Here is a 23,617-nt window from a genome sequence, read left to right as displayed (position 1 = left end):
ATGGAGCGGGAAACGAGTCTCGAACTCGCGACCTCAACCTTGGCAAGGTTGCGCTCTACCAACTGAGCTATTCCCGCTCTGATATTTGTTGCTTCGTATATCGAAGAAGACGCAATTATTATGGATTTAATTGTGTGCGTCAAGTGTTTTGTTTTTATTTTTTTAAAAATTTTATTTGAATTCTTTCCACGCCATTTTCAGATAGTAGCACATAGACCAGATGGTCAATACGGATGCTATAAACATCAATATGTTACCAATGAGATAGAAAGGGTCGTTATATTTGTCCGTACCGATAAGCAAAAGGAAGATGGCGATCATTTGGGCAGTGGTTTTGAATTTGCCAATAGTGGCCACTGCAACACTGCCGCGTTTGCCCATTTGTGCCATCCATTCGCGCAGGGCAGAAATGGTGATTTCTCGGCCGATAATAATCATGGCGAAGATGGCGTATGTTCTGCCAAGGCTGACGAGCAGGAGTAGGGCAACGGCAACCATGAGTTTGTCGGCAACGGGGTCGAGGAATGCGCCAAAGTCGGAGGTTTGTTTCCAACGGCGGGCTAAAAAGCCGTCGAACCAGTCTGTAACAGCTGCAAGTGCAAAGATGATGGCGGCTGTCCAGTTGACGGTTTGTGGTTGAATCCATGTGTTCGGTAAATAGAATAGGATGGTGAACACGGGGATTAATAGGACGCGCATCCAGGTAAGTAAAATAGGTATGTTCCAAGGCATGGTTTGGGACCTTTTGGACGATGTGTCGGATTGTCCATTATAGCTTATTTGCTCGCTGGGCTTTTTAGAGTGTTGTTTTTTTGCCGACAAGTAATGTGGGCAAAGGGCTTTGTTATGCGGGTTGCGAAGGAAGTCTGCTAAGGCCGTCTGAAAAATGGGTTGTTGAGGGGTGTAAATATTTTTGGGCAGGTACGTGGCTGCAAAATAGTGGGCAACGAGGTCGGCCTGCTGCTCGATATTGAGTTGTTTGAAGTGAGGCAAAGGCATGGGATAGGCGTAAGCTTTGCGTTTCCTATATCCGCCTTTGAGCATAATGAGTAAACCGGATAACCAAACTTTGTGACCGCGCTGGTGTTGCCAGACATGCGTCAGTTCATGAATCAGCCAGATTTTGTAGGCGATGCCGGCTTGAGTGAAATCATCAGGGCAGTGTTTGCGCGGGAAATATATATTTCCATTTGGGGCGATGGCGGTATTGGGGTTGGGCAGGAGGGGGATACCGCGATATATTTTAATGCGATTGAAGTCTATGCCGTCGGCAAAAACCTGTTTTGCCATACGGACTTCGTTTTCGGTCAGTCTGCGCCAATTGGAAAAAATCATATTTTAAAGAAGAATATAGGATATAAAGATTTTCAGGCCGTCTGAAAGTTTCAGACGGCCTGAACATGGGATTTATTGTTCTTCTGAAGCGGCTTGTTTGCCGTTGTCGAACAATTTGTCCATAGGCGTCAGATTAACTGCGTTGCCTTGGCTGACTATCCATTTGTTTTCAACACGCCACACGCCTGAGGTATCTTCAACACGCAAATACCAATGGTTGGTTTGGTGGAGAGGTTTGAAGATGGCTTCGTATTCCATGCGGCCGTTTTGCGGTTCGGCTGTTACGGCGCGCAGCTTGACGGTTTGGTCGTCAGCTTTGCGTGTCGGGTGCATCAGCAGCAGGTTTAATGGCTGTTTGGGATCGAATTGTCCGCTGACGAATACTTTGGCGGCATTCATGTCCGGACTGATTAAAACCTGCACCTGAATCTGCCGTTTAACGGCTTCTTCATCGCGGTGAAGCTGGATTTCGATGTGTTTGCCGTCTTTATAGTAATCGTCGGAAACCAAGTCTGTTGTATGTTCTTTTGCGACGAAGAACATGGAAACGCTGGCGATAACGACAAAGATGGGACCTGCCATCAGCACCCAAGGCCAAATGTGTTTATACCAAGGCTTAGTGAGATTGGGTTTGGACACCGTTGTTATTCTCCAATAAAGGTTGCTTTTTCATTCAGGACAGTCGGTTCGGCATCAGCGTCATCGGTTTCACGATATGTGAAGGTAAATTCAATCGGCTGACTGCCTTTTTCGGCGTACTCAGGGAGGGTGGACACTTGAACCGGAATAGTCACGGTTTCGCGTGGCGCAATTTTAATACCGTTTTCTGGTAAGCCGGTCAAGGCGATATCATCAAAACCTTTGACTGTTGCAGTAACGGTCTGTTCATGTTCACTCTTATTAATGATGCGCAGGTTGTAGGCATTTTCCAACCAGCCTTGGCTGTTTTCACGCACCATCACGCCGCGGTCTTTCAGAATATCCACTTCGACCATCTTACGGGTGGCAATACCGGTTAAGAAAGCAATAATAACCACAAACAATACTGCACCATAACCTGCAACGCGAGGGCGTTTCAGGCGTTTTTTGATGTCACTTTCAGGGTATTCATGCTCCATTGCGCCTTCGGTGGTGTAACGGATCAGGCCGCGCGGATAACCCATTTTGTCCATGATTTCGTCACAAGCGTCGATACAGGCTGCACAACCGATACATTGGTATTGCAGGCCGTCGCGGATGTCGATGCCGACGGGGCAGACTTGTACGCACATGGTGCAGTTGATGCAGTCGCCCAAGCCGCTGTCTTCTTTGTTGGCGGTTTTTTTGCGTGCACCGCGAGGTTCGCCGCGTTCGGTATCGTAGGAAATAATCAGCGTGTCTTTGTCAAACATCGCACTTTGGAAGCGTGCATACGGGCACATATGCAGACACACTTTTTCGCGCATGATGTGGGCAAAGAAGAAGGTCATGAATCCGTAAAACGCTGCGGCAAACATTGCGCCGCCGCCTGCTGCTCCGGTGAATAAATCGGGAACAAACTGGCGGATAGGGACAAACCAGCCTGCAAAAGTGATACCTGTCCACGCACAGACAAGGAAAATCAGTAGGTATTTGGTGGCCTTAATGCGGATTTTAGTAAAGTTCCAAGGCGATTTTTCCAGTTTTAAACGTTTGTTGCGGTCGCCTTCAACCAAGTTGTCGATCCAAAGCATAATTTCGGTGTAAACCGTTTGCGGGCAAGAGTAGCCGCACCATAAACGACCAGCAATGGTTGTCCACCAAAACAGTCCGAAAGCACAAATCATCAGCAGCAAGGCAAGGTAAATCAAATCGCCCATGCCCAGTGACAGGCCGAAAATGAAAAAATGACGGTCAGGGATATTGAATAAAACTGCCTGACGGTTACTCCAGTTAAACCATGGAATTACGTAAAATACAAACTGGGTCGCCAATACGGCGGCGATACGAAGTTTGGCAAAGCGTCCTTCTGCTTTTTTCGGATGGATGCGTTCGCCTTCGGGATGGATTTGAATTACGCTGGATTTGGGTTTGGAAGGTTTGGGCGGAGTGGCTTTTGCCATTTTTTCTGTTGAGGGTGTGGTGTTTTCAGCTTGGTTTTCGGGTGACATAATCAGTGTTCCTTAATCGAAGTGCACACAAGCCTTTTGTCATGGTAGTAGTTTGATGTGAGTATTTTCAGACGGCCTTGGGCGTGCATATAAAATCATAACATTTGGCTCTATGCAAAGCAAAAGCAGGGCTTATCCTTAACAATAGTTGCGGTACTCCTGCCTCATACAAGGCCGTCTGAAAAGAGCAGTATTCAAAGACTTACGGAATAAGCGCAGGTTTATACTTATAGTGATTTCCTATTTATCCGATAAAAAATTTACAACATACTGTTTCAAAACGAAATAACAGTTAATATCATCTATCCTGTCCGTTTCAGAGGGCCTATTGGAAATCATGCCGTCTGACAATGCAAATATAAAAGGCTATTCTTGAAAGCACGGCTGATTCAGGCGATAATCGACACACTTTTTTCAAATTCCCAATCTTGTCCAAGGAAGGTCAAACCATGTCTCAACTGGCAAACGCAACCCGTTTCCTCTCAGTCGATGCCGTACAGAAAGCCAACTCCGGCCACCCGGGTGCGCCTATGGGTATGGCGGAAATGGCGGAAGTATTGTGGACGAAGTTCCTCAATCATAATCCGGCCAACCCAAAATTCTACAACCGCGATCGTTTTGTCCTCTCCAATGGTCATGCTTCCATGATTCTTTACAGCCTGTTGCACCTGACCGGCTACAACGTTTCTATTGATGATCTGAAAAACTTCCGCCAACTTCACAGCAAAACCCCCGGTCATCCAGAATACGGCTACACCGACGGCGTGGAAACCACAACCGGCCCATTGGGACAAGGTATTGCCAACGCTGTGGGCATGGCTTTGGCTGAAAAAATCTTGGCTGCCGAATTCAATAAAGACGGTTTGAACATCGTTGACCACCACACCTACGTCTTCATGGGCGACGGTTGCATGATGGAAGGCGTATCGCATGAAGCCTGTTCGCTTGCCGGTACTTTGGGCTTGGGCAAACTGATTGTTTTATATGATGACAACAATATTTCCATCGACGGTAAAGTGGATGGTTGGTTTACCGAAAACATTCCGCAACGTTTTGAAAGCTACGGCTGGCATGTGATTCCAAATGTAAACGGTCATGACACTGATGCCATTCAGACGGCCATTGAAGCGGCCAGAGCCGAAACCGGCAAACCGTCCCTCATCTGCTGCAAAACCTTAATCGGCAAAGGCAGTGCCAACAAAGAAGGCAGCCACAAAACCCACGGCGCACCTTTGGGCGCGGACGAAATCGAAGCCACGCGCAAACATTTGGGTTGGGCATATCCTGCGTTTGAAATTCCGCAAGAAATCTATGCCGCATGGAGTGCAAAAGAAAAAGGCGCAAAACTTGAGGCCGAATGGAACGAGCTCTTCGCTCAATATCAAGCCAAATATCCTGCCGAAGCCGCAGAATTCGTGCGCCGCATGGATAAAAAACTGCCGGACAACTTCGATGCTTACGTTCAAGCCGCATTGAAAGAAGTGTGCGCCAAAGCTGAAACCATCGCCACCCGTAAAGCCAGCCAAAACAGCATCGAAATTCTGGCCAAAGAGCTGCCCGAATTGGTGGGCGGTTCTGCAGACCTGACCCCGTCCAACCTGACTGACTGGTCAAACAGCGTCTCCGTTACCCGCGAACACGGCGGCAACTATATTCATTACGGCGTACGCGAGTTCGGCATGGGCGCCATCATGAACGGCCTTGCCTTGCACGGCGGCGTAAAACCCTTCGGTGCGACTTTCCTGATGTTCAGCGAATACGAACGCAACGCCCTGCGCATGGCGGCGCTGATGAAAATCAACCCAGTATTTGTGTTTACCCACGACTCCATCGGTTTGGGTGAAGACGGCCCAACCCACCAACCTATCGAGCAAACCGCCACCCTGCGCCTGATTCCGAATATGGACGTATGGCGTCCGTGCGATACCGTTGAATCCTTGGTGGCGTGGTCTGAAGCCGTTAAAGCGGCTGATCATCCGTCCAGCTTGATTTTCAGCCGTCAAAACCTGAAATTCCAAGCACGCAACGAACAACAACTGAACGACATCAAACGCGGCGGCTACGTCATCAGCGAAGCCCAAAGCAACGCCCAAGCTGTCATCATTGCCACCGGTTCTGAAGTTGAATTGGCTCTTGAAGCGCAAAAAGTATTGGCAGAACAAGGTGTTGCCGTGCGTGTCGTTTCCATGCCGTCCACCAACGTATTCGACCGCCAAGATGCTGCCTATAAAGCTGTCGTCCTGCCGGAAGGTTTGCCACGCGTAGCCGTAGAAGCCGGACATGCCGACGGTTGGTATAAATACGTCGGTTTGAACGGCGCAGTAGTCGGTATCAATCGCTTCGGCGAGTCTGCACCTGCTGACTTACTGTTCAAAGAATTCGGTTTTACCGTAGACAATGTGGTTGCTACTGTTAAATCCGTCTTGTAAATCAGATTTTTGGTTGAGATAAAAAGGCCGTCTGAAATTTCAGACGGCCTTTTATTTTTCAACTGGTTAAACAGTTTCTGCTTCAGGTTTGACCTTGTTTTTCTTAAACTTCAACACGGCTTCTTCTTTTGCTGCATCCCAGTCTATCCGCACGAAGCCGCCGTCGGCGAGTTTGCCGAACAGGAGTTCGTCGGCGAGTGGTTTGCGGATTTTTTCCTGAATCAGGCGGTGCATCGGGCGTGCGCCCATTTGCGGGTCGAAACCTTTTTCCGCCAGATATTTGCGCAATGCCGGTGTGAACTCGGCTTCGACTTTTTTGTCGAGGAGCTGGTGTTCGAGCTGGAGCAGGAATTTGTCCACGACTTTGGCGATGACGGGTTCGGACAAGGGCGCAAACGGGATAATCGCGTCCAAGCGGTTGCGGAACTCGGGCGTGAAGAGTTTGTTGATCGCCTGCATTTCGTCGCCGCGTTCGCGCTTGGCGGTGAAGCCGAGGCTGGGGCGGCTGAGGCTTTCCGCGCCTGCGTTGGTGGTCATAATTAGGATGACGTTGCGGAAATCAGCGCTCTTGCCGTTGTTGTCGGTCAGTTTGCCTGCGTCCATGACTTGCAGGAGGACGTTGAAAATGTCGGGGTGGGCTTTTTCGATTTCGTCCAAAAGCAACACGCAATGTGGCTGTTTGTTGACGGCTTCGGTCAAAAGACCGCCTTGTTCAAAGCCGACGTAGCCCGGCGGCGCACCGATGAGGCGCGATACGGCATGGCGTTCCATATATTCGGACATATCGAAGCGTTGCAGCGGTACGCCCATCGAGTAGGCAAGCTGTTTGGCGACTTCGGTTTTACCGACGCCGGTCGGGCCGGAGAAGAGGAAGCTGCCTATCGGTTTGTCGGGCAGGGCGAGTCCGGAGCGCGACATTTTGACGGTGGCAACCAGTGCGTCGATGGCGTTTTCCTGACCGTAAACCATGTTTTTCAAATCGCGGCCGAGGAATTGCAGCACTTGTTTGTCGTCGTGCGACACGGTTTTTTCTGGAATCCGCGCAACTTTGGCGATGACGGTTTCGATTTGCGCTTTACCGATGACTTTTTTCTGTTTGGATTTGGGCAAAATCCGTTGCGCCGCACCTGCTTCGTCCATTACGTCGATGGCTTTGTCGGGCAGGAAACGTTCGTTGATGTAGCGGGCGGAGAGTTCGGCGGCGGCTTCGAGTGCGCCTTGCGTATAGCGCACTTGGTGGAAATCTTCAAACATCGGTTTCAAGCCGCGCAGGATTTGCACGGTTTCGGAAACGGTGGGTTCGACCACGTCGATTTTTTGGAAGCGACGGCTTAAGGCGTGGTCTTTGTCGAAAATGGTACGGTATTCGTCGTAAGTGGTCGCGCCGATACAGCGCAGCGAGCCTTTCGCCAGCGCCGGTTTGAGCAGGTTGGATGCATCCATCGTGCCGCCGCTGGTGCTGCCCGCGCCGATGATGGTGTGGATTTCGTCGATAAATAAAATGGCGTGCGGGATTTTTTCAAGCTGTTTCAAGACGGATTTGACCCGCGCTTCAAAGTCGCCGCGGTATTTCGTGCCCGCCAAAAGCGAACCCATATCCAGCGCGTACACTTCGGCATCTTTCAGCGCGTCGGGAATGTCGCCGTTGACGATTTGATGTGCCAAACCTTCCGCCAGCGCAGTTTTGCCCACGCCAGCTTCGCCGACCAAAAGCGGATTGTTTTTGCGGCGGCGGCATAGGATTTGTATCAGCCTTTCCATTTCGTGTTTGCGACCAATCAAAGGGTCGATACGGCCGGCTTTGACTTCGGCGTTGAGGTTGATGGTGTAGTCGGAAAGTGAGCCGGTTTTCTGTTCCGCTTCTTCGCCCTCGCGTTCCAGGCCGTCTGAATCATTGCCGTCTTCGTCATCGGGTGAGCCATGGGCAATGCAACGCAAAACTTCAAAGCGCGTAATGGATTGTAATTTGAGGAAATAAACGGCATGGCTTTCGGATTCGCTCATCATGGCAACCAAAATATCCAAAGGCTCTACTGCGGCTTTGCCGGCAGACTGGGTATGCACCATTGCCCTTTGGATGACGCGTTGAAAGCCCAAGGTTGGTTGGGTTTCGACCGTATCCAGAAGATGATCGGGAATTTGCGGCGTATTTTCGGCCACGCTGGCGGCCAGCTGCTCGGACAGGACTTTCAAATCCGCACCACACAGTTTCAAGACGTTCGACACAGCTGCATCTTCCTCTATCAGCACTAAAAGCAGGTGTTCCAAGCTGATAAACTCATAACGCGCGTTGCGTGCTTCACGGTAGAGCAGTTGCAGGATGTGTTCCAATTCGGGTGAAAGCATGGTTTAAACCTCTTCGACTATACATTTGAGCGGATGCCCTTCAGCTTTGGCGCGTTCCATGACCTGATGCTGCTTGGTTTGCGCAATATCGCGCGTGTAGGTGCCGCACAGGCCTTTGCCTTCGTGGTGCACCAGCAGCATGACGGCCACGGCCTGTTCCTGTGCAAGCATAAAGACTTCGGTCAGGATTTCGACGACAAATTCCATGGTGGTGTAATCGTCGTTCAATAAAAATACGCCGTAACGTTTCGGCGGCTGCGTGTTGATATCGCTGAGCAGGGTATCGGATTGGTGGTCGGTATTCGGATGGTTCATGATCTTAGATTTCAGTTTTCAGACGGCCTGTTTAAGAGTGCAAACCGTTTTTTGTTGTATTTCGGCCAATTTTTCCTATTTTCCCACTTTTTTAAAAACATAGCTTGACGTTTTGTCTTAACAAATGTAAAAAGACGGTTAAGCAGAAGTTGGCACTCGACCGCGTAATAAAAACGAGGGAGAAACGCTGAACGTTTTAGTTTGCTGTATGCCTTGTTTTGCTGATTTTGTTAATTTTTAAGTATAGGAAGTTTCTAATGGCAACCGGTATCGTAAAATGGTTTAACGACGCTAAAGGTTTTGGTTTCATCACTCCTGACGAAGGCGGCGAAGATTTGTTCGCTCACTTCTCAGCGATCAACATGGAAGGTTTCAAAACCCTGAAAGAAGGCCAACGCGTGTCTTTCGACGTAACCACCGGCCCTAAAGGCAAACAAGCTGCTAACATTCAAGCTGCTTAATCAAATGCGCGGCGTAAGCCGTAAAATCATGGCGGGGTTTCCCGCCATTTTTTATGGGCGTTCGAGTTAAAAATTATGAATCCAAATTCATCTTATCAAAATGCTTTGAACCAGTTGGACGAGCTTATCCGTCATTTCCGCAGCGAAGGCGAAGTCAGCTGCGCCGTTGCCGAGCGTGAAGACCAAATCTTAATCCGCCTTGCCGATTTGAAACTGGATTTGCGCCCTGAAGATGAAAAAGCCATTGCCGATATAGACCGCCTTTACCGCCGCCATGTTTTAAGCGAATAAACGTTTCAAAACCGTTTGCCGTTTTAATTTTTAAGCATGCCTGATAAAATAGGCCGTCTGAAAAGTTTGTAAAGAATCAGCACAATGAGTATTGCCAATAATAAAAAAGCCTTTCACGATTTCTTTATCGAAGACCAAATCGAAGCCGGTATAGTATTGGAGGGATGGGAAGTCAAAGCCATCCGCGCTGCACGCGTGCAATTAAAAGAAAGCTATATCTACTGGAAAAAAGACGCATTTTATTTGGTGGGCTGCCACATTACCGCATTGCCTACTGCTTCGACACACGTCAAACCCGACCCTGTCCGTCCGCGTAAGTTGTTATTGAAACAATCGGAAATCAATAAGTTAATCGGCAAAACCGAACGCGCCGGTTATACGATTGTGCCTTTAAACCTGCATTACACCCGCGGTAGAATCAAAGTGGAGATCGGTTTGGCCAAGGGTAAGAAACAGCATGACAAACGCCAAAGCCTGAAAGAAGCGGATTGGAAGCGTGAGAAACAACGTTTGATGAAAAACGTACGTTGATTTTTTCAGACGGCCTTTGCATAAAGGCCGTCTGAATATTTATTGTTTGAACATTTTAAAAGGAAAACAGATGAAAACCATGATTTTAGCGGCGGCTTCAGCCGTATTGTTGCTGGGCGCGTGTTCTACTACGGAACAAAGAGTATTGAAGCCTGAAGAGCTGACCAGCATCAAACATGTCTGCATCATTCAAAATGCAAAAGTAAGACCGCATGATTTGGATCGTGCTTTGTCCAAAGCTTTGGCAAAACGCGGCATTGGCAGCACTATTGTGACAGCAGACAACCGCGGCAAACTGTATGATTCTTCTTGCCCGTATAATCTGCGTTACAAAACCAAAGGCAATAACGAAATCTTGCGTAAAGGCGTATTTGTGTTGCGAAGCACCAAATACGCGGTTTCTACGGTCAGCTATTCTTTGAACGATGAAAACCACTTCCGAACCAATCCTGATTTGGTGAAACAGGCCGAAGGCGTTGTCGCCAAATTGTTGGAAAAAAACAGCAAATAAAAGCCAGAATAAAAAACCGGCTTGCCGTGATATGGAGAATATCGGGCAAGCCGGTTTTATTTTCAGACGGCCTTAAATGGATTTGATTTTTTCCCAAAGGGTTTTGACCGTACCTTGATAGTAAGTATCGGAAGTGCAATAGACTGTTTCTAAAGCACATTGTCCTTGAGAGCCATATTTTTTGATGCACTGGTTCAAGGCAATTTGATGCACGTTTTTGAAGCGCGGAGACGTAATGGCCACCACGTTTTGAGCGGTCAATTTGCCCATGGCTTTAGGATAGGCAACCGCGATACAGGTGTTATGCAGAGGGACAACCGTTTTGCAGCCTGTTGCTTGGCCTGCGCCGATACCGGCTAAGGCATCTTGGCCTTTACAGAATGTTTCGAGTTCTGCCGTCGCGTCCAGTTGGGTGGCATTTTCTTTGGTGGTTTTGATTTGCAGCGCTTCATTGCTGTCAGCTGGGTTTTGCCACATGGCCAAGTAGCCGTAAGTGTCGGCAGCCAGGGCGGCAGGAGTCAGTGCGCAAAGGATAAGTGTCGTTAGTGTTTTTTTCATGTTTGTTCCCTGTTTGTTGGGTATTTGTTGTCATTATAAAGCAAAAGTACTTATTTGATATAAATTTGCCATTAAAATGAAATTCAGTGTGGCAAACAGATAATAGGCCATCTGAAATTTCAGACGGCCTGTTGATGATGTTTTAAAGAATAGGGCGTAGCTTAGAGGCTCATACGCCGTGGCGGTCGAGCCAGCGTTCGGCATCCAGCGCGGCTTGGCAGCCGGAAGCTGCGCTGGTGATGGCTTGACGGTAGGTATGGTCTTTGACATCGCCTGCCGCCCATACGCCTTCGATATTGGTGGCGCCGACATTGTCGCCGGTGCCGCCTTTGGTTTTCAGGTAGCCGGTTTCATCCATATCAAGTTGGCCTTTGAAGATGTCAGTGTTGGGTTTGTGGCCGATGGCGATGAAGACGCCTTTGACGGAGATTTCTTCAGTGCCGCCGTCATTGTGTTTCAGGCGTGCACCGGTAACACCACTTTCGTCTCCCAAGATTTCATCAACCGAGCTGTTGAGCTTGAGGATGATTTTGCCTTCTTCGACGCGTTGCATCAGTTTGTCCACCATGATTTTTTCGGCGCGGAAGCTGTCGCGGCGGTGAATCAGGGTAACGGTGTTGGCGATATTGGCAAGGTAGAGGGCTTCTTCTACAGCGGTATTGCCACCGCCGACTACGGCAACATCTTGTTTTTTGTAGAAGAAACCATCACAAGTCGCGCAGGCGGAAACGCCTTTGCCGGCAAAGGTTTCTTCGCTTGGCAAACCTAAATATTTGGCGGATGCGCCGGTGGCAACGATAAGCGCATCGCAGGTGTATTCGCCCATATCGCCTTTGAGGGTAAACGGACGGTTTTGTAAATCGACAGTGTGGATTTGGTCGAAAATCATTTCAGTGCCGAAGCGTTCGGCATGAGCTTGGAAACGGGCCATCAGTTCCGGGCCTTGTACGCCTTCTGCGTCGGCAGGCCAGTTGTCCACTTCGGTGGTGGTCATCAGTTGTCCGCCTTGCTCAACGCCGGTAATGATCACAGGGTTAAGGTTGGCGCGGGCGGCATAGACGGCGGCAGTATAGCCGGCAGGGCCGGAGCCGAGGATGATGAGTTTATGATGGTTGCTCATGATGGTTTCCTTGCTGATAAATGATTGAATTTTGTCGTATCTAAGCTTTCAGACGGCCTGAATTTTACTTGAATTTGCCGTTGCCTGAAATATGTTTGTTACTTGGGTTTAGTGGCTGTCTTTCCATTGATAGTATTTTGAGCCGAGGAAAGAGCCGAGTTTGCGCAGAAAAGGCTGGGTAATGATGTTGCTGTGGCGCAGTTGCTCAAAAGGTTTCAGACGGCCGTCATCGCCCATGATGGCTTCGGCAATCGCCAAACCGGCAATACCGGTAATCGCCATGCCGTGTCCGGAATAGCCTTGGGCGTAGAAAACGGTAGGGGCGAGGCGGCCGAAATGTGGGGCAAGGTTGCGCGTGATGTCGCATTCTCCGCCCCAAGAATGCTCGATTCTGACATCGGCAAGTTGCGGGAAAACTTTCAGCATGTCTTGGCGGACGAGTTCGGTCATGCGCTCTGGATCGTCGATAAACTCGTTATCTTTGCCGCCAAAAAGCAGGCGGCCGTCGGCGCTGAGACGGTAGTAGTCGAGGACGTGGCGGTTGTCGCAGATGGCCATATTGTTGCGGATCAGGTCTTTGGCGCGTTCGCCCAGTGGCTCGGTGGCGATGATAAAGGTGCTGACTGCAATGGCTTTTTGTTCCAATACTTTGAATTTCGGGTGTAAGCCTGCATAAGTATTGACGGCATAAACGAGGTTTTTGCACTCAACGCTGCCATTGGGTGTATGAACCAGCCAGCCGTTATTGCATGGCTCGATACGCGTCATCGGGGATTGCTCAAAAAGTTGTGCGCCTGCATCTGCTGCCGCTTTGGCAATGCCTAGGGTGTAATTGAGCGGGTGTAAGTGGCCGGATAAAGGATCAAATTGCGCTCCTTGATACATATCACTGGCAAGTTGCTGCTTCAGCGTGGCTTTATCCCAAAGCCGGTAATGGCTTGCACCATAATGTTTTTGAGCGTGCTCATGCCATTGTTGCAATTCTTCCCAATGCTGAGGACGGACGGCGACGGTAGCGTAGCCGCGTTGCCAATCGCATTGGATGTTGTGTTTTTGAATGCGCGAGTCAACCAGTTCAACGGCTTGCATAGATTGCTGCCAGAACCATTGGGCCTGTTTCAAACCGACTTGTTTTTCGATTTCTTCCATGCCGCAGGCAAAGTCGCTGATGACTTGTCCGCCGCTTCGGCCTGATGCGCCGAAACCGATACGGGCGGCTTCAAGTACGATGACTTCATGGCCGTTTTCGGCAAGCGGTAGGGCGGTGCATAAGCCGGACAGGCCGCCGCCGATAACGCAGGTTTCAGTTTTTAGACGGCCTTCAAGCGTCGGATAAGACGGATGGGGATTGGCAGTGCTGACATAGTAGGAAGGAAGGTATTCTTTGAAGCTAGGATTAATCATGATTTGAGCTTTAGGTTGGTTTTCACTTCATTGAAATTGGTTTTCAGACGGCCTGGAATGTGGGTTTAGATTTAGGCCGTCTGAAAGGATAAGATGCAGTTAATAAAACAGGCTGTTCCGACACTTTATCGAACAGCCTGTCTGCATATTAGGCGGCTTTCTCGGCTGCCAATTTTTCTTGGCGGTAGGCTTCGGCAGCCTCGCGTTCCCGTTTGGTTGCCTGTCGCATCATCCAATAGTTGACGACAATTACCAGCGTACCGATGATACCGATCAGGATGGTTGCCAAAACGTTCATCTGAGGGTCAAGGCCGAGTTTGATTTTGGAGAAAATCACTTGCGGCAATGTCGATGAACCCGGGCCTGACAGGAAGGAGGTAATCACCAAGTCGTCCAAAGACAGGGTAATGCCCAAGAGGAAGCCGGAAGCAATCGCAGGGGCAATCAGCGGCAGGGTAATCACGAAGAAAATTTTCAGTGGACGGGCACCCAAGTCCATAGCCGCTTCTTCCAAGGATTGATCCAATTCTACCAAGCGCGAGCGGATAACGACGGTAATGTACGCCATGCAAAGCGTGGTGTGTCCGAGGAAGATGGTGAAGAAGCCGCGATCGAAGTAGAGCGATTGCAGCAATTCACTGCCTTGCAGGAACATTTGCACCTGAATAATTAACAGCAGCATGGACAAACCGGTAATCACATCAGGCATTACCATAGGCGCGGAAATCATACCGGCAAACAGGGTACTGCCGCGGAAGCGTTTGATACGCGCCATGGCGTAACCAGCCAATGTGCCGAGTGCTACGGCGGCAAGCGAGGAAACGATGGCGATACGCAATGACAGCCAGGCCGCTTCCAAGATGGTGTCGTTTTCCATCAATGCGCCGTACCATTTGGTTGAAAAACCGCCCCAAACGGTAACCAGTTTGGATTCATTGAAAGAATAGACGACCAAAACCACCAGCGGAATATAGAGGAATGCCAGCGAGAGCAGGAGCATCAGTTTCAAGAACCAGGATAATTTGGTTTTCTGCATTATTTGCCTCCTTCTTCCAATTCGCGGTTTTCATAGTGCTGGAACAGGGCAATCGGTACAACCAGCAGGGCAACCATAACGACGGCGACGGCAGAAGCCAGCGGCCAGTTGTTTTGGTCGAAGAATGCCTGCCACAATACTTTACCGATCATCAGGTTTTCAGAACCGCCCACCAATTCAGGAATCACAAATTCGCCGACGGCCGGAACGAAGACCAGCATAGAGCCTGCGATGATGCCTGTTTTGGATAAAGGCAGGGTAATGGTAAAGAAGGATTTGATCGGCCCTGCGCCCAAGTCGGAAGCGGCTTCGAGCAGACGGTTGTCCAGTTTGACCAATTGTGTGTACAGCGGCAAAATCATAAACGGCAGATAGGCGTAAACCATCACCAAATTCAGCGAGAAAGCATTGTAAAACAGGTCTAAAGGCTCGCTGATGATTCCATATTTAATTAAGAAATTATTGATGATGCCGTTGTGTCCCAATAAGCCCATCCATGCGTAAACACGCAGCAGGAAAGAGGTCCAGAAAGGCAGCATGATTGCCAACAGCAGGCCGTTGCGCGCAGCCGGATTGGCGCGTGAAATGGCATAAGCGGTCGGATAACCAATCAGCAGGCAGATGATGGTCGTCGTCAGTGCAGTCTTAATCGAAGACCAGTAGGTCATCAGATAGATATTGCTGTTTTCACTGTCGCCAAACGGATTGAGCGTATTCCAAAAGTTTTGGAAGATGTCGGCGTAGTTCTGATAGCTGATGGCAATGTTCAGACGGCCTAAGTCTTCATCAATCGTTGTCAACGGCGTAAATGGCGGAATGGCGATTTCTTGTTCGGCAAAGCTGATTTTCAAGACGATGGCGAACGGAATCAGAAACAGCACCAAGAGCCAGATATACGGCACGGCAATCACTGCATGCTGTCCAGGACGGCGAAACAGTTTCTTTTTCAGTTTTTTAAGGTCCATTGCATTTCCCTCAAATTAACTGTACAGAGGCGTAGGTTGGTTTTCAGGCCAGCTGATATAGACGGTCTCGTCCCAAGTCGGCGGCGTAATGTTACGCACATACCAATAAGGTGCGGGAACTTGGCTCTTAACGACACGGCCGTTGGCAAGTTTGATGTGGTAAATCGCGAAGCTGCCCAAGTAGGCAATCTCTTTGACTGTACCTTGGGCCCAGTTGTGTGCGCCTAAGTGTTCCGGTTTTTCTTTGTGCAAATCAATGTCTTCAGGGCGGATACTGATCCAAATTTCATGGTCGTTTGGAACGCCTAAACCATGGTCGATGCGGACGTGGTTTTCCAAGCCGTCACATTTGACGATAGAGAAATCGGCGCGGTCATCAATGACGACGCCGTCAAAAATATTGGTTTCGCCGATAAATTCAGCGGTAAAGCGGCTATTAGGATAATCGTACACATCGCTAGGCGTACCGACTTGGCGCAATTGGCCGTCAGACATAATGGCGATACGGGTAGCCATGGTCATGGCTTCTTCTTGGTCGTGGGTAACCATGATGCAGGTTACGCCGACTTGTTCGAGCGTGTTGACCAATTCCAGTTGGGTTTGTTGGCGCAGTTTTTTATCGAGTGCGCCCAAAGGTTCGTCAAGCAACAGGATTTTAGGACGTTTCGCCAGGCTGCGCGCCAAAGCGATACGTTGTTGCTGGCCGCCGGAGAGTTGGTGCGGCTTACGTTTGGCGTATTTGGTCATTTGCACCAGGCGCAGCATTTCTTCGACGCGGGCGTCAATTTCGCCTTTAGGCATTTTGTCTTGTTTCAGACCGAAAGCAATGTTTTGTTCAACGCTCATGTGCGGGAACAGGGCATAGCTTTGGAACATCATGTTGATTGGGCGCTCGTACGGAGCAAGCTTGGTAATGTCTTGGCCGTCGAGAATGATTTTGCCCTGATTTGGGCTTTCCATGCCTGCCAACATGCGCAGCAGCGTGGATTTGCCACTGCCTGAGCTGCCCAAAAGGGCAAAGATTTCATGTTGGTAAATGTCCAAGTCGATGTTATCGACAGCGTAATTGTCACCAAACTTTTTCACCAAGCCTTGGATTTGCAGATAAGGTTTGGCTGAAGACGCAGTGGTTGCGGTCATAATGGCAATACTCCAAAAAGAAAGACGAGTACCGGCAAAACGGATTTTCGAATGGGTGATAAAAAGCTGTTTGATTGCTGGCGGGAGTCGGACGGAGGCCGTCTGAAACTCTTGTAAAGCGCACGGGCAGCGTGGATAGAAAGCAGTTTAAGCCTCAGCTTTTGCTCTCGGCAAACTCAATATTATATTAGCCTAAGCCTCATAGGGGCAATATGAAAATGCTTGTAGCGGCTGATTTGAAACAAATAGGAAAGGAAAGGCAGGCAGGGGAACAGGATAGCGAAAATGGGTAACGTTGTTTTTCTGCACAAAGGGGTTTAATTATTATTCATATGTCTTAAATAATTATTCAAAATAGAATAAAATAAGCAAATTGCATTTATTTGCTAAAGCCATAATGGATGACGTTTTATATCGGGCGAGGCGGTTTTGCCCAAAATTGAAACTAAATCCGCTATATAAATAAAAGGGAAAACATGAGTATCAAAGAATGGCCCGAAGGGGAGCGGCCGCGCGAGAAGCTCTTGGCGCACGGTGCGGCGGCATTGAGTGATGCGGAGTTGCTGGCAATTTTGCTGCGTGTCGGAACGCGTGGTATGAGTGCGGTCGATTTGGCTCGTTATTTGTTGAGTGAGTTTGGCAGTTTGGGGAAGCTGATGAGTGCGGATGCCAAAACACTCGCTGCTTATAAGGGCATGGGTTTGGCAAGCTATACTCAATTTGCCGTGGTCAAAGAAATCGGGCGGAGGATTTTGGGTGAGGATTTGCAGGAGCAGATTGTTTTGTCAAACCCGAAATCGGTTGCGGATTATCTGCGCCTGCATCTTGGGCATGAAAAAATCGAGGTTAGCGTTGCTTTGCTGCTCAACCGTCAAAATCAATTGATTGCGGTACGGGAATTGTCGCGCGGTACGGTGGCAGAAAATACGGTTTATATCCGTGAAATCGTCAAATTGGCATTGGATGAATACGCGGATAGTTTGATTTTGGCACACAACCATCCAGGCGGTTCGGCAAGGCCGTCTGAATCTGATGTGCAGTTTACAGAGCGTTTGAAACAGGCTTTAAGTTTGGTCGATATTACGCTGTTGGACCATTTTATCGTGACGGCAAAAGAAACCTGCTCTTTGCGCGAACAGGGCTATATGTAAGGATGAATGTTCAGACGGCCTCAGTAGGATTGGTTACCTTGCTGAGGCCGTCTGAAGGATTATTGCGTTACTTCGTCGGAGGATTCTTCTTTATAGACGATTTCTTCCGATTTTGGCTTTTCTTTGCTCTTTTCCTTCTCTTTTTCTTTATTCTTGTCTTTTTTACCGTCGGGAATGGCGGCATCAATCACTGCCCCTGTTCCTTTGACAACCAATTTTCCGGCAGTCAGGACGGTTGTTGCAGCCAAATCGACAGCCGCGCCTACAACGCAGCCGTTAAGCGTCAAGCAAAGGGCAAGTGCCGGAATCAGGCGGTTTGTGCATCTCAATGGCTGCATCCGCAGTGTCCTTCGTGATGATGGTTGCACCCGAGTGCTTCTTGCCAAGCATCATCATTGCCGTCAAATTCTTCAACTTCGTCAAATTCGCCGTTTTCTACCATGCTTACCAGCTCTTCCAAGCTTTCTGCGCCTTCTACCCAAAAGCAGGGAATATCGGGTGGTGTGTCGGGGGCAAGCAGGGCGGCTTGTTGGTCGTACCAAGCAATCCAGTAGCCGTTTTGCGTTTGTACGAATACGGCATCGGGATGGATGGTTTCGTTTTCGGTATTGACCAGCATTCTGTCAGCGATATCGGTTTGAAAAGGTAAGGTTTGCATGATGGTTTGAGAATGTAAGAAAAGAAAGTATTGTAACATGGCAAAAACAAACGCACCGTCTGAGTCAGACGGTGCGTTTGTGTCTCGGCAACTTGGGTGCAGTCGGTTGATGGAGTAGGCCGCACCGGGAATGTCATTCCGTCAAGATTATTTGTCGTCGTTAGCCAAAACGAAGCGGTAAATAGCCGCGCCAACTGCTGCGCCGGCAATAGGAGCCAACCAGAACAACCACAGTTGTTCAACAGCCCAGCCGCCTTGGAACAAGGCAACACCGGTAGAACGTGCAGGGTTAACGGAAGTATTGGTTACAGGAATGCTGATCAAGTGAATCAGGGTTAGACCCAGGCCGATGGCGATAGGAGCAAAGCCGGTTGGAGCCAGTTTGTCGGTAGAACCCATGATGATGATCAGGAAGAATGCGGTCAGGACGAATTCGATCAGCAAAGCGGCCATCATATCGTAACCGTTAGGAGAATGCTCGCCGAAACCGTTGCTGGCAAAGCCGGAGACAGCAGCATCAAAACTGGTTTTACCGGAAGCAATCAGATACAGAACGCCAGCAGCAATCGCACCGATCACTTGGGATACGATGTAAGGCAACAAGTCTTTACCGTTGAAACGGCCGCCGATGAAAAGGCTGTCTGAAAAGGGCGACAAATGGATAGGGAGATATATCTTGCAGGTCGAGTTTTGTTTATTGAGGCTGGGTTTATTTAATAGCGAAGCAAATACCGTTAATGCAAAGACATTTGATTTTGTAAGAAATGCCGTTTACAGATTGCTTATTTACTTGTTCATTTAATTGGAATTTTTGAATCCATTATCTGATTTAAAAAGGCCGTCTGAAAGTTTTCAGACGGCCTTGATTTAAGCGAGGATAAATTAATCCAGATGGTCGCTGCTTTGCGCCAAGATGGTGCGGTTACCATTGTTTTCCGCCGGGGAAACAATACCGTCGGCTTCCATTTGGTCAATCAAGCGGGCGGCGCGGTTGTAGCCGATGCGCAGTTGGCGTTGGATATTGGAAATGCTGGCCTTACGCGATTTTAAGACAACGGAAACGGCTTCGTCATACATGGGGTCGAGGTCGCTGTCGTTGCTACGGCTGGTACCGGTAAAGTCCTCGGTCGAACCGCTGCTTAAAATATCGTCGATATAGTCAGGCGCGCTGAATTGTTTCAAGTATTCCACGACGCGGTGTACTTCGTTGTCTGATGCGAATGCGCCGTGTACGCGTTGCGGATAGACGATGCCGGGCGGCAGGAACAGCATATCGCCTTGGCCGAGCAGATTTTCCGCACCCATTTGGTCAAGAATCGTGCGGCTGTCGATTTTGCTGGACACTTGGAAAGCAATGCGTGTCGGAATATTGGCTTTAATCAGGCCGGTAATGACATCCACGCTTGGGCGTTGGGTAGCAAGAATCAAATGGATACCGGCTGCGCGGGCTTTTTGGGCGAGGCGGGCAATCAGTTCTTCAATTTTCTTGCCTGCGGTCATCATCAGGTCGGCAAACTCATCTACCACGACCACGATAAACGGCAGTTTCTCCAATGGCTCAGGATTTTCAGGCGTGAGGCTGAACGGGCTGCCGATTTTTTCGCCACGCGCGGCGGCTTCGGCAATTTTTTGGTTGAAACCGGCAAGATTGCGCACGCCCATAAAGCTCATCAGGCGGTAGCGTTTTTCCATTTCGTTGACGCACCAGTTCAGGGCGTTTGCAGCCAGCTTCATATCGGTCACGACAGGGGCAAGCAGGTGCGGAATGCCTTCGTAAATGCTCAGCTCCAGCATTTTAGGGTCAATCATAATCATGCGCACGTCTTCCGGCGTTGCTTTGAAGAGCATGGACAGAATCATGGCGTTCACGCCTACGGATTTACCCGAACCGGTTGTACCGGCAACCAGCAGATGCGGCGCTTTGGCCAAGTCAGTCACAACAGGCTGGCCGGTAATGTCTTGGCCGAGAGCGAGGGTCAGTTTGGATTTGGATTCGGTAAACGCAGGCGAATTGAAGATTTCGCTCAGGCGGATCATTTGGCGTTTCGGATTAGGCAATTCCAAGCCCATGCAGGTTTTGCCGGGGATGGTTTCCACCACGCGGATGGAAGCCACGCCAAGCGAGCGCGCCAAGTCTTTTTCAAGGTTCAAAACGGCACTGCCGCGTACGCCGACATCAGGCTCAATCTCGTAGCGCGTAATGACCGGGCCGGAATAGGAGTCCATCACTTTGACTTTGACTTTGAACTCCGCCAGTTTTTCTTCGATGGTAATGCTGTTTTCTAGCAACTGTTCTTCAGTTTGCGAGGCGCTTGGGTCAAATTGCGGCGGCAGAAGCAGGGCAGTAGTCGGCAGGTGTGCTTCGGTAAGTGTTGCCGAAGTCGGAAGAACTACGCTTGGCGTACTCTCTTGAATGCTTGGTTCTACGGTTTGAACAAGCGTTTCAACGACTGTCTGTGTATATTCAGACGGCCTTGCGATTGTTTCAACAGATTCAACGGGTTCAATGGTTTCAACCGTTTGAATAGCTTCTGCTTCCGGTTGTACAGGTGCTTCCGGCTCACCATCGAATTCTGCTTCTTCGACGGCAGATTCGCTGATTAAATAATCACGGATACTGCGTTCAGGCTGATTGCTGACATGTGCATTGACTTGTGCGTCAAAAATCGGTACTTGGATTTTATGTTCGAAAGCAGGCGGCTCGGGGATATCAATCGGCGCAATCGAGGTTTGGAAAACGGGCGGCTCTGGGATATCGGTTTTAGCCATAGGGACAACTGGTACGGCAGGCGGCTCGACTACGGTAGCGTTTGGCGCGGCAGGTCGGGAGATATAAGGGGATTTTTTAACAGGCGCAGCCGGTTTCGGACGGGACGGCGTTGCCGGTGCGGCAGGTTGTGGTGCAACAGCTTCCGTGGCAGCTTGTTTACGCGCCCATCTTTCGGCGGCCGCTTCGGTATGGCGAACTTGACGGCGCAAGCTGGCAGGACGGCTGATTTGTCCCAAGTTGGCCAGAATTTCGTCATTTTCGATGGTGCGCGGAGAGTAGTCGCGCAAAGGAGCGACGGCCGCGGCCAGTTTGTGGCGTGCTGCGGTGCGGCGGGCAAGGTTGTCGTGAATATCTTCCGCTTGGATTTCAGAAGGGAATGCCTGCATGGAAGTATAGGGGAGGATGGCTTCTTTTTCGGCAGTCCTTAAGGCCGTCTGAACGGTTTCGATATGCGGCGCATTGGCTTCTGCTACGCGGACATTATTCGCACGCGCCAAGGCACGCTCGCGTGTGCGGCGCAAAATAGGGTCGTTGTAGTCGATGATTTCCATGCCTGTCATCGGCAGGGATGAAGCGCGCAACAATGGAGTTTCAACTTCGTCTTTGTAAATTGGCGCATTTTTTTCGGCCAAATGCTCGTTCCATTCTTCAACCGCAGCTTCGTGCATGGAACGGGTGGCTTCTTCTAATGTGATTTCTTCGAAATTGCTGTTTTGCACCAAAGACGGGCTGTATTCGGGCGTTTCCATTTGTGCAAACGGCGTGATTTTAGGAATACGTTCCGGTTTGGCAGATTTGCGGGTTTTAGGCACAACTTTGATTTCTTCTTCAGTTGTTGCGATGTGTTCTGGCTCTTCGGTAAACGGCTCTGCTGTGTGCTCTTCTTCTGTTTCGGTGCGTTGTGTTTTATTGTGTTCGAGCGCGGAAAGCAGGCGGATGCGGGCGATTTTATGGTTGTCGGCAGAGCGCTTGTTCATGCTGAACAAACGTTTCAGGCTGTCCAGTTGGTCGGAAAAACCGACCGGGCTGTCTTCTTGGTTTATTTCTTGTTCGTCGTCACTGAGTCGGGCCAATTCTTGGCGCCACTTTTGCTCTTGTTGCTGGCGCCACCAGAACAAGCCGGCTATGACAGCCAGCAGAATTAAAGCCAATATTGTCCAAAGCATGCGTCCATCCCCTTAATTAAACGGCAAAGTCCGTTATTCTAACGCTTTTTTCGGGTAAACAAAACCAGCCGAAACAAGCTTTAACGGCAAAGGCAGACAGGATTGCCAAAGCTATGGCTTGAGACGCGTATAATAGGCCGTCTGAACATTTTGCGGATGAGATGATGATTTTTCAAAACGGATGGTTTCCCGTTGGTGTCGTGATGGCGGCATGGCCTGTGTTGCTGGTGATTTTTGCTTTGTGTGCAAAGCAGGCATGGGTGTCGGTATCGCAGCATCGTTCCGCATTCTTGGTGGCTGCCGTGATGTTGCCGCTGGCTTGGAGTTTGAATGCTTCTCCTGAAAGCGGACAATTAGCCGGCATGAGCTATCATCTGCTTGCCTTGAACCTGACGGCCTTAATGCTGGGCACCTCTGCCGCATTCTGCCTTGGCGTTTTGCTGTTTTTTCCGTATTTGTGGCTTTGGGGCGATTGGCATATGTTCCCCATTAACGCTTTGTCCGTATTGCTTCCGCCTTTGTTGGTGAATTTGGGTTTCCGCCATTGGGTATCGCGTTTGCCTGCCAATATCTTTATCTTTATTTTTCTAAATGGTTTTTGGGCCGCGGCGGTCGGCATGGTGTTTACCGGCATAATTTTGGTCGGTTTGTTAGACTGGGCGGATGTGTTTGATACGGCGGTATTGTGGAAAACCGCCTTTCCTGTTTTCTTCTTAATCGCTTGGGCGGAGGCATTTTTGAGTGGTATTTCAACAGCTATTTTTATTGCGCTCAAGCCGCAATGGATTTGTACTTTCGATGACGACAGGTATTTGAAATCCGCATCTAAGATTTGGCAATAAGATATGAAGGCATCCTTGCTTGGTTTTCAGACGGCCTAAATGACCGGATAGCCTATTTTTGAATTGAATTTTTAACTTGTTATGTTTGCTTATATTTTTCCCATTGTTTGCGGTGCCGCCGTCGGGGCTGTATTGCGTTGGTTGTTTGGCTTGGTGCTGGTGTCTTCTGCGCCTTTTCCTATCGGTACATTGGCGGCAAACTGGCTGGGTGCACTGCTGATTGGTGTATTGGCAGAACTCTTAACCGATCCGCAATGGCGTTTGCTTTGGATTACCGGCTTTCTCGGCAGCTTGACCACATTTTCAGGTTTTTCAGTGGAAATGGTGGGTTTGATGCAGGCGCAACGTTGGGGCATGGCTGCGATGGCAACCTGTCTGCATGTTTTCGGTTCGTTTGGTTTGACGGCGCTGGGGATTAAATTGGCACAGATTTGGAAGTAAACAAAAATAACAGGGTGC

23 protein-coding genes and 1 tRNA gene are annotated in these 23,617 nt (G+C 49.4%); 8 read left to right on the top strand and 16 right to left on the bottom strand.

The window, feature by feature from the left end; genetic code table 11:
* Nucleotide 1: 1 nt before the first annotated feature.
* From ACTHS8_RS01420 to ccoG, 4 genes are all read right to left on the bottom strand, one after another.
* Nucleotides 2-77 (bottom strand) — tRNA-Gly (locus tag ACTHS8_RS01420).
* Nucleotides 78-171: 94 nt separating this feature from the next.
* Nucleotides 172-732, bottom strand: coding sequence for a CDP-diacylglycerol--glycerol-3-phosphate 3-phosphatidyltransferase (gene pgsA / locus ACTHS8_RS01415; RefSeq protein WP_036472256.1), 561 nt, complete (start codon nt 730-732; stop codon nt 172-174).
* A gap of 675 nt (nt 733-1,407) precedes the next feature.
* A complete protein-coding gene (locus ACTHS8_RS01410) occupies nt 1,408-1,974 on the bottom strand; it encodes a FixH family protein (RefSeq protein ID WP_440372762.1) in 567 nt (188 codons plus the stop codon).
* Between the two features lie 5 nt (nt 1,975-1,979).
* Entirely contained in the window at nt 1,980-3,416 is a 1,437-nt protein-coding gene (ccoG, locus tag ACTHS8_RS01405; protein WP_440372848.1) for a cytochrome c oxidase accessory protein CcoG, read from the bottom strand.
* A gap of 497 nt (nt 3,417-3,913) precedes the next feature.
* On the opposite strand from ccoG, the gene tkt reads away from it, so the two are divergent.
* Nucleotides 3,914-5,893: a transketolase gene (gene tkt / locus ACTHS8_RS01400; RefSeq protein WP_440372761.1), complete on the top strand. Its 1,980-nt coding sequence runs from the start codon at nt 3,914-3,916 to the stop codon at nt 5,891-5,893.
* Between the two features lie 66 nt (nt 5,894-5,959).
* Here the strand turns inward: tkt and clpA are convergent, their stop codons facing one another.
* Together clpA and clpS are read right to left on the bottom strand one after the other, a co-directional pair.
* A complete protein-coding gene (clpA, locus tag ACTHS8_RS01395) occupies nt 5,960-8,239 on the bottom strand; it encodes an ATP-dependent Clp protease ATP-binding subunit ClpA (RefSeq protein WP_440372760.1) in 2,280 nt (759 codons plus the stop codon).
* A 3-nt stretch (nt 8,240-8,242) separates the two neighbouring features.
* Complete coding sequence (gene clpS / locus ACTHS8_RS01390) at nt 8,243-8,554, bottom strand: ATP-dependent Clp protease adapter ClpS (RefSeq protein WP_003679561.1); 312 nt, start codon at nt 8,552-8,554, stop codon at nt 8,243-8,245.
* 257 nt (nt 8,555-8,811) lie between these two features.
* Here clpS and ACTHS8_RS01385 point away from each other — a divergent pair, with 257 nt between their 5' ends.
* The 4 genes from ACTHS8_RS01385 to ACTHS8_RS01370 all read left to right on the top strand — a co-directional run bounded on the left by ACTHS8_RS01385 (nt 8,812) and on the right by ACTHS8_RS01370 (nt 10,348).
* Nucleotides 8,812-9,015, top strand: coding sequence for a cold-shock protein (locus ACTHS8_RS01385; RefSeq protein ID WP_002217533.1), 204 nt, complete (start codon nt 8,812-8,814; stop codon nt 9,013-9,015).
* Between the two features lie 75 nt (nt 9,016-9,090).
* Nucleotides 9,091-9,306: a branched-chain amino acid ABC transporter gene (locus ACTHS8_RS01380; RefSeq protein WP_440372759.1), complete on the top strand. Its 216-nt coding sequence runs from the start codon at nt 9,091-9,093 to the stop codon at nt 9,304-9,306.
* 84 nt (nt 9,307-9,390) lie between these two features.
* On the top strand, nt 9,391-9,837 hold the full coding sequence (gene smpB / locus ACTHS8_RS01375) for an SsrA-binding protein SmpB (RefSeq protein WP_003679566.1): 447 nt from the start codon (nt 9,391-9,393) through the stop codon (nt 9,835-9,837).
* Nucleotides 9,838-9,907: 70 nt separating this feature from the next.
* Nucleotides 9,908-10,348 (top strand): hypothetical protein, encoded by a 441-nt coding sequence (locus ACTHS8_RS01370; protein ID WP_003682952.1) that lies wholly within the window; start codon nt 9,908-9,910, stop codon nt 10,346-10,348.
* Nucleotides 10,349-10,420: 72 nt separating this feature from the next.
* Here the strand turns inward: ACTHS8_RS01370 and ACTHS8_RS01365 are convergent, their stop codons facing one another.
* The 6 genes from ACTHS8_RS01365 to ACTHS8_RS01340 all read right to left on the bottom strand — a co-directional run bounded on the left by ACTHS8_RS01365 (nt 10,421) and on the right by ACTHS8_RS01340 (nt 16,571).
* The gene (locus tag ACTHS8_RS01365; RefSeq protein WP_440372758.1) at nt 10,421-10,906 is read right to left on the bottom strand and encodes a DUF4189 domain-containing protein; all 486 of its coding nucleotides are present in this window, start codon (nt 10,904-10,906) and stop codon (nt 10,421-10,423) included.
* Between the two features lie 169 nt (nt 10,907-11,075).
* Nucleotides 11,076-12,026, bottom strand: coding sequence for a thioredoxin-disulfide reductase (trxB, locus tag ACTHS8_RS01360; RefSeq protein WP_308904422.1), 951 nt, complete (start codon nt 12,024-12,026; stop codon nt 11,076-11,078).
* 108 nt (nt 12,027-12,134) lie between these two features.
* On the bottom strand, nt 12,135-13,430 hold the full coding sequence (locus tag ACTHS8_RS01355; protein ID WP_440372757.1) for an NAD(P)/FAD-dependent oxidoreductase: 1,296 nt from the start codon (nt 13,428-13,430) through the stop codon (nt 12,135-12,137).
* A 148-nt stretch (nt 13,431-13,578) separates the two neighbouring features.
* Nucleotides 13,579-14,466, bottom strand: a complete 888-nt coding sequence (locus ACTHS8_RS01350) for an ABC transporter permease subunit (RefSeq protein ID WP_063076460.1) — start codon at nt 14,464-14,466, stop codon at nt 13,579-13,581.
* Nucleotides 14,466-15,431, bottom strand: a complete 966-nt coding sequence (locus tag ACTHS8_RS01345; RefSeq protein WP_063076461.1) for an ABC transporter permease subunit — start codon at nt 15,429-15,431, stop codon at nt 14,466-14,468. The genes ACTHS8_RS01350 and ACTHS8_RS01345 overlap by 1 nt, the downstream gene beginning before the upstream one ends.
* 15 nt (nt 15,432-15,446) lie before the next feature.
* A complete protein-coding gene (locus tag ACTHS8_RS01340; RefSeq protein ID WP_063076462.1) occupies nt 15,447-16,571 on the bottom strand; it encodes an ABC transporter ATP-binding protein in 1,125 nt (374 codons plus the stop codon).
* Nucleotides 16,572-17,047: 476 nt separating this feature from the next.
* Between ACTHS8_RS01340 and radC the strand changes: the two genes are divergently transcribed.
* The gene (radC, locus tag ACTHS8_RS01335) at nt 17,048-17,722 is read left to right on the top strand and encodes a RadC family protein (RefSeq protein WP_063067883.1); all 675 of its coding nucleotides are present in this window, start codon (nt 17,048-17,050) and stop codon (nt 17,720-17,722) included.
* A gap of 59 nt (nt 17,723-17,781) precedes the next feature.
* Here radC and ACTHS8_RS01330 read toward each other — a convergent pair whose 3' ends face one another.
* The 4 genes from ACTHS8_RS01330 to ACTHS8_RS01315 all read right to left on the bottom strand — a co-directional run bounded on the left by ACTHS8_RS01330 (nt 17,782) and on the right by ACTHS8_RS01315 (nt 22,316).
* On the bottom strand, nt 17,782-18,060 hold the full coding sequence (locus tag ACTHS8_RS01330; RefSeq protein WP_063076463.1) for an NF038104 family lipoprotein: 279 nt from the start codon (nt 18,058-18,060) through the stop codon (nt 17,782-17,784).
* Nucleotides 18,048-18,380: a hypothetical protein gene (locus ACTHS8_RS01325; RefSeq protein WP_063076500.1), complete on the bottom strand. Its 333-nt coding sequence runs from the start codon at nt 18,378-18,380 to the stop codon at nt 18,048-18,050. The genes ACTHS8_RS01330 and ACTHS8_RS01325 overlap by 13 nt, the downstream gene beginning before the upstream one ends.
* A gap of 147 nt (nt 18,381-18,527) precedes the next feature.
* Nucleotides 18,528-19,037 (bottom strand): aquaporin Z, encoded by a 510-nt coding sequence (gene aqpZ, locus ACTHS8_RS01320; RefSeq protein WP_440372756.1) that lies wholly within the window; start codon nt 19,035-19,037, stop codon nt 18,528-18,530.
* A gap of 225 nt (nt 19,038-19,262) precedes the next feature.
* Nucleotides 19,263-22,316, bottom strand: a complete 3,054-nt coding sequence (locus ACTHS8_RS01315) for a DNA translocase FtsK (RefSeq protein WP_440372755.1) — start codon at nt 22,314-22,316, stop codon at nt 19,263-19,265.
* Nucleotides 22,317-22,480: 164 nt separating this feature from the next.
* Between ACTHS8_RS01315 and ACTHS8_RS01310 the strand changes: the two genes are divergently transcribed.
* Together ACTHS8_RS01310 and ACTHS8_RS01305 are read left to right on the top strand one after the other, a co-directional pair.
* On the top strand, nt 22,481-23,158 hold the full coding sequence (locus ACTHS8_RS01310) for an energy-coupling factor ABC transporter permease (protein WP_063076501.1): 678 nt from the start codon (nt 22,481-22,483) through the stop codon (nt 23,156-23,158).
* 81 nt (nt 23,159-23,239) lie between these two features.
* Nucleotides 23,240-23,599 (top strand): CrcB family protein, encoded by a 360-nt coding sequence (locus ACTHS8_RS01305; RefSeq protein WP_063076466.1) that lies wholly within the window; start codon nt 23,240-23,242, stop codon nt 23,597-23,599.
* Nucleotides 23,600-23,617: the final 18 nt, after the last annotated feature.

This window comes from Neisseria sp. P0016.S008 (genome assembly GCF_051957775.1).
GTDB lineage: Bacteria > Pseudomonadota > Gammaproteobacteria > Burkholderiales > Neisseriaceae > Neisseria > Neisseria flavescens_B.
This window is presented reverse-complemented; position numbering and strand designations above follow the sequence as displayed.